Source organism: Chryseobacterium sp. 22532 (assembly GCF_052044665.1).
In the GTDB taxonomy this organism is placed as follows: Bacteria; Bacteroidota; Bacteroidia; order Flavobacteriales; family Weeksellaceae; genus Chryseobacterium; species Chryseobacterium lathyri.
On record NZ_JBQENJ010000014.1, the window covers coordinates 1 to 5,382 of the forward strand.

Consider the following 5,382-nt stretch of genomic DNA (forward strand, 5'->3'; position numbering starts at 1 on the left):
CTGTAAAGCAGCTCTTTCTCCTGCTGAAATAATTCCTGTAAGGATCGCTCTTCCAAATGTATCATATTTGGTCATGAGCCATTTATTTTGTGTATCCATTACAGCATCCTGAGTCAAAATCAAACGGTCTGATTTATCATACACCATGAATTCCCAGCCTTTTCCGGGTAGTTTCTTTTCTACGAGCCTGCCCCTGCCATCATAGCGGTACTGATAATAGAGGTTTTCCATTGTAGCAGATTCTACAGTGGGAGCTGATGCTAAAGGTGGTATCACAAATGCCAGCTGATCATATTCATTATAAACATAATAGGTATCTGTGTTCTGTGTGGAATTCAATACTTTTCTAACCAGTAAAACCTGTCCTTTACCGTTTTTGAATTCTATGGTTTTGTTGCCGTCTTCATCAGTTACCGTGTTTTTGTATAATTGTGAAGGCTGGAAATATTGGAGGAGCTGAACAGAGGTTTGGGTTCTGCCTTCAACCCATGTCGTAGTAGTTTCATATTTTCTTATATAATCTTCTCCAATATTGGCTTCATAATCAAATTTAACAGGTTTAGTGGTCCAGTCGTTACCCACCTGAACTTGTTGCTGGATTCTGTCCAGTGGAGAGTTTTCCAGAACCTTTTCTGCATAGATTTTTTCTGAGCCATATACCGATGGAGCATTAGCTAATGGAGTTGGAACAATAGCACCATTCAGGGTTCCTGACTGAGGAATAGGAAGAAAATCCTTCACTTGTCTTCCGAACCCATCGTATTCTATATGGGTAACCATATCTTTTCCTAATGGTGAGGCTTTTACATTCACTACCTGTTTTGGTCTGCCCAAACCATCAAAATACTGGACGGTTTCTGAGGTTTTTGGGGTTGAAAGGGCAGGGTCTGAAAGATATGTTTTTGAATAGACATAATTTTCTCCCTGGGTAAGCTGAGCCTGTAATGAATGGCTGAACAGCAACAGCCCAATGGGAATGATTAATTTTTTCATGATTGTGTTTAGTTTTTGTAGTTGTATTTGTATTCTTTCAATATTTTACCACTCTGACTGTTTTCTCTTACTTCTTTTAATCTATTGGCGGTATCATAAATGTAAAACTCTCTGATGCCTGATGGTGGCGTAATACTTCTTACTCCAATTAATGGATCATAGCTGTACGTACTGATTTGATAAACTGATAATGCAGCATTATTTCTAAATAGGTCTAAAGCTGATATCAGTGACTGTTCTGATGCATCCGTACCCAACTGGTCATCATTAATGGATGCGTTGACAATATTATCGATGAGTGCCTGCGGAATATCAGCAAGCTTAGCGCCGCCTATTTTGGCTATAGGCTGGGTTTGATTATATCCCCATATGATAGCCGTTGAAGTGCCATCTTTTGCCGTATACTGCTGTAAATTACCTTTGGAATCGTATCTGTCGTAGGTAACTTCAGTAGACGGAGCGTTGTTCTGAAGATCATAGGAAAGAACGGATAAAGGAAGAACTAGAGAGGAGCTGTTGTTGGTAATTTCAGCAACAGTTTTTGGGAACAGTGTTTCTGTTCTTGATATTGTTTTTGTCATATTTCCCATAGTCTGGGTTGTAGAGGTTTCTAAAGGAATACCAATCATATTTTTATCAATCATTAACTGGTTACCTTTTTCATGAGCATAACTGTAATTTGTTTCATTAATAGATGCATCAGGAAAAGTAATTTTTTGTTTATTCAGCTGATAATGCGATGGATTATTGTAGAAGTATTCTGTTTGGGTAACAACCGGAACACCATTTAAATAATCACTTGTTTTCTGAGATTTTAAATAAGTAAAACGGCTGATGTTTTTATAATATACAACATCCATATGTGGATGATCAGCATCCCAAGTACCATTATTACCATTAGTGGCAACAGGCTCATAAATTTTACGTCGACTGATACCTCCCAGATAAGATATTCTGGTGGGATCTTCAGCATACAGATTTTCAACAGCTTTTAAAGTAGTTCCCCCATTGTCTTTATAAACGGTTAATACCTCTTTTCCATTCTTCCAACCTGAGTTCGTCCAAGGAGCAGAGATAATAGAACCTCCTTTAATAGGATTACCCGGGTAATCCGTCTCGGAACTGAAATAATGGACACTTTTTCCTTTTCCTTCTATTTGTTCTTCCACGGTATCATAAAAAATATTCGGATTAAAAGAAAATAACCTGCCTATGTTGGATGAAGTAATGGCCGTATAGGTGGACATAGCAGGCAACGAATTTGTAGAGCCTATACAAAGTGAACCTACCAACCTATCTTCAACAAATACAGGGTCTCTGGTAATATTAATAGAATACTCCCCATTATCCCTAATATACTTATATTTTCTGGTTATAGGAAGTCCGTCAACAGGAGTGTCAACCGTTGATGCAACTCTATATCCTCCTTTTAACACATCTTGTAATACATATTTGTCTTCCTGATCAAAGTAGTAAGCCTGAATATATGCCTGACAACAAGCGAATAATGCTTGTACAGTGATTTTAATGGTCTGATTTTTCTCAACATATACATAAGCTGTTTGGCTATTATTCAATGAAGATTCTGCCGAAATACCAAGAGAGGTATATCCGATACCAGGAAAATATTCAAATAAAGGCATATAATTGCCTGACTGATCTTTAACCCACATTCCACCTTTCTGCTTATCAGTTTCTAAATCAGGGCTGTCTTTACAGTTCCCATAAGGATTAAGATAATTGGATAATTGAATACGAACATATCCCGACTTTGCAGGGGTAATAGTTAATTCCTGTGTTGAATCATAAGTGTTAGAGTTATTGACAGTCGAGGTACCTAAAAAAACTTCAGGTGCATACACCAAAACATTTTCCTTCCTAACGTGATTTTCGTAATTAAACAATGTGTTGCCTCCTGTTGGGTAAGTAATGGTTTTTAATAACCCGTACTGTCCATAGGAAGGTTCAACTTTCTGATTAGCGCCACTATATTGAGGTGCTGTAGTATCGTTACTCGAAAACAATTGAGGTACGAGACTGCTGTTGCTCGCCCCATTATAAAATCCCCACATATCCCTAGAAAAGCTCAATCTTGAAGGAAGTCCCTCAGGGTTATTGTAGATAAATTTATGTAACGAATTCGTTTTATTATTTCGTATTTCGGTTAAGAAAAGTCTTGATGCTCCGGTGGTGGTATAATTAAAACTATAATCATCTACATCTATATTATTATGATATTTTTTGATACTGGTGAGTTTTGAGTAATCACCATTTTGCGCCGAATATGAAAAAACGATAGAATTATTATTGGAATCATATATTTTTTTGAGTTGTTTGCCCAATACATACTGCTCTGAATCTGCAATAAGACCTAAATCAGGTGGTATTGTATATGTTATAAGAGGGCAATAAGGCAGTCCCAAAGAACCACCATATAATACATCTCCATATTTATACTGTTCCTCTTTGGTATAGGTCATTGTTTGGGATTGTGAAAGAATGGTCGTATAATTCACATCCTGATATTCAAAGGTAAGTGTCTGACCATTAGGAGTAATGATGGAAGTTAAATACCATGATTGTATATATTGTTGTGGAGGCTGATGTCCTCCAGTATTAAGTGTCCTGTTTTGTATATATTCTACAGCATTGAAATTATATCGTACTCCATTATCCAAGATAATTGAAAATAGGTTTCCATTATCATTTCTTTTAATTTGGTAATCTTTCTGATCAATCATAATAATATTACCTGCTTTATTGATCACAAATTTCACATTATAACCACCAAAGTTCGCAGAATACAAATCAGGCTCAGAATCAAAATCATCATTTTCACAAAATGCCAGGTACGCATTCAGTTGTGTAGCAAAGTTCTCAGTTAGTGGAACATCCCCACTATTAAAACTACTTTCTTCATCGGGTCTATCCCGTATGGTTCTGGTAATTACTCCACCTGAAATAAAAGTCCATCCCAATCCTACTGAGCCATTCATTTCGTCCACATTAATTCCGTTGGAAGCATAGTTTAAAGAAATGGGAATACTTGTTCCATCGACTGAAAGTTCTGTAATTGGTATATTAATATTGGGAGCACCTGTAAACATTCCTATGGGAACATTTCCATATTGGCTGAATTTAAATGATTCAGGGCTGGTTGGAGATATCTTAGGAATGTGTTTGCCAGCATCATTCGTATTGGTAGTATAATCCTCTGGGGTATTACTTTGGCTATACACCAAAGCAGAAAAAATAATCCCCACCAATGTTAATTTTTTTTTCATCGTGTTATTTTTTTATGAGTTTAGCACTTGCTGTTTTATTAGTATCCGTTTTTATCGTCACCAGATAAGCCCCCTGTATCAAATTCTGGGTATTAATTTTAGTAATCTTATTCTTAGTTTTCAAACTCTGAAGCTGTCTCCCGCCCATATCGTACAAAGTAATATCAGCTTCTTTAAAATCAAAACCAATTTCTACATATGCATAATCTGAAACAGGATTAGGATAGATTTTGATGTCTTGTTTTTCTATAAGCTGATCAAGTTGTTTATCTCCCAGCTTTACGATCTTCCAATTCTCTTTTCCAAGCTCTTCTGCACTGGTTCCTGCTAAAATGATTGAGCCATCTCTATTCAGCTTTATATCTGAAAGTCTTTCTTCTCTCTTCCTGGATTCTCCTTTTACGTGTTTTCTCCACTGCTCATTGCCCTCTTGATCCAAATACAGCATCCAGAAGGTTTCATCATCAGTCTCAATTCTTCCTTCTGCCTGAGTATAGCCTCCTAAAAGAATTCCTTTTGTGACATCTTGGTTCTTGGCTCTTGAATCTTGACTCTGGATTACACTCGTTCCCATCAGAATATCTCTGTTCCCAAAATTGTAAGACTTCTGCCAAAGCTCTTCGCCTCTTTCGTTTAATGAGATCAGCCATAGATCGGTGCCTTCTTCTATTCCTGCGGTTTTGTTTCCTGATCTCTCGGATCTGGATTCACCGCCAATTAAATAGCCTGAAGAGGTCAATGCCAATGTTCTTAAATGATCATCTGCTTTGCCTCCAAAATTCTTTTCCCATTCTGTTTTCCCCGTTTTATCCAGCTTGATCACCCAGTAATCTCCTTCTCCAAAATTTTCAGTTTTCTTTGAACCGCCTGTAGCACTTCTGGAATAGATTCCTAATAAGGCACCACCATCTTTAGTGGGAATCATTTTCTCTATTTCATCAAGACCTTTTCCTCCTAAAATAGACTGAGAGAGTTCTTTTCCATCTTTATCGAGTTTTACAATTAAAACATCTTTTGAACCATAACCTTTAGCTGAATTCTGAACGTTACCAGCTACAAAGAATCCTAAGTCTGTTGTTTGAATAACAGATCTTGCTTCTTCATC

Annotated in this window: 3 protein-coding genes; all 3 read right to left on the reverse strand. The window is 37.0% G+C overall.

The annotated features are described in order from the left end of the window. Positions 1–993: DUF6443 domain-containing protein (locus ACTJIV_RS20275; RefSeq protein ID WP_440629261.1), on the reverse strand; the 993-nt coding region annotated here is incomplete at its 3' end. 8 nt (positions 994–1,001) lie between these two features. After that, positions 1,002–4,277, reverse strand: coding sequence for a hypothetical protein (locus tag ACTJIV_RS20280; RefSeq protein ID WP_440629262.1), 3,276 nt, complete (start codon positions 4,275–4,277; stop codon positions 1,002–1,004). Between the two features lie 4 nt (positions 4,278–4,281). Then, positions 4,282–5,382, reverse strand: a 1,101-nt coding sequence (locus ACTJIV_RS20285; protein WP_440629263.1) for a T9SS type A sorting domain-containing protein, incomplete at its 5' end; no start/stop codon positions are given.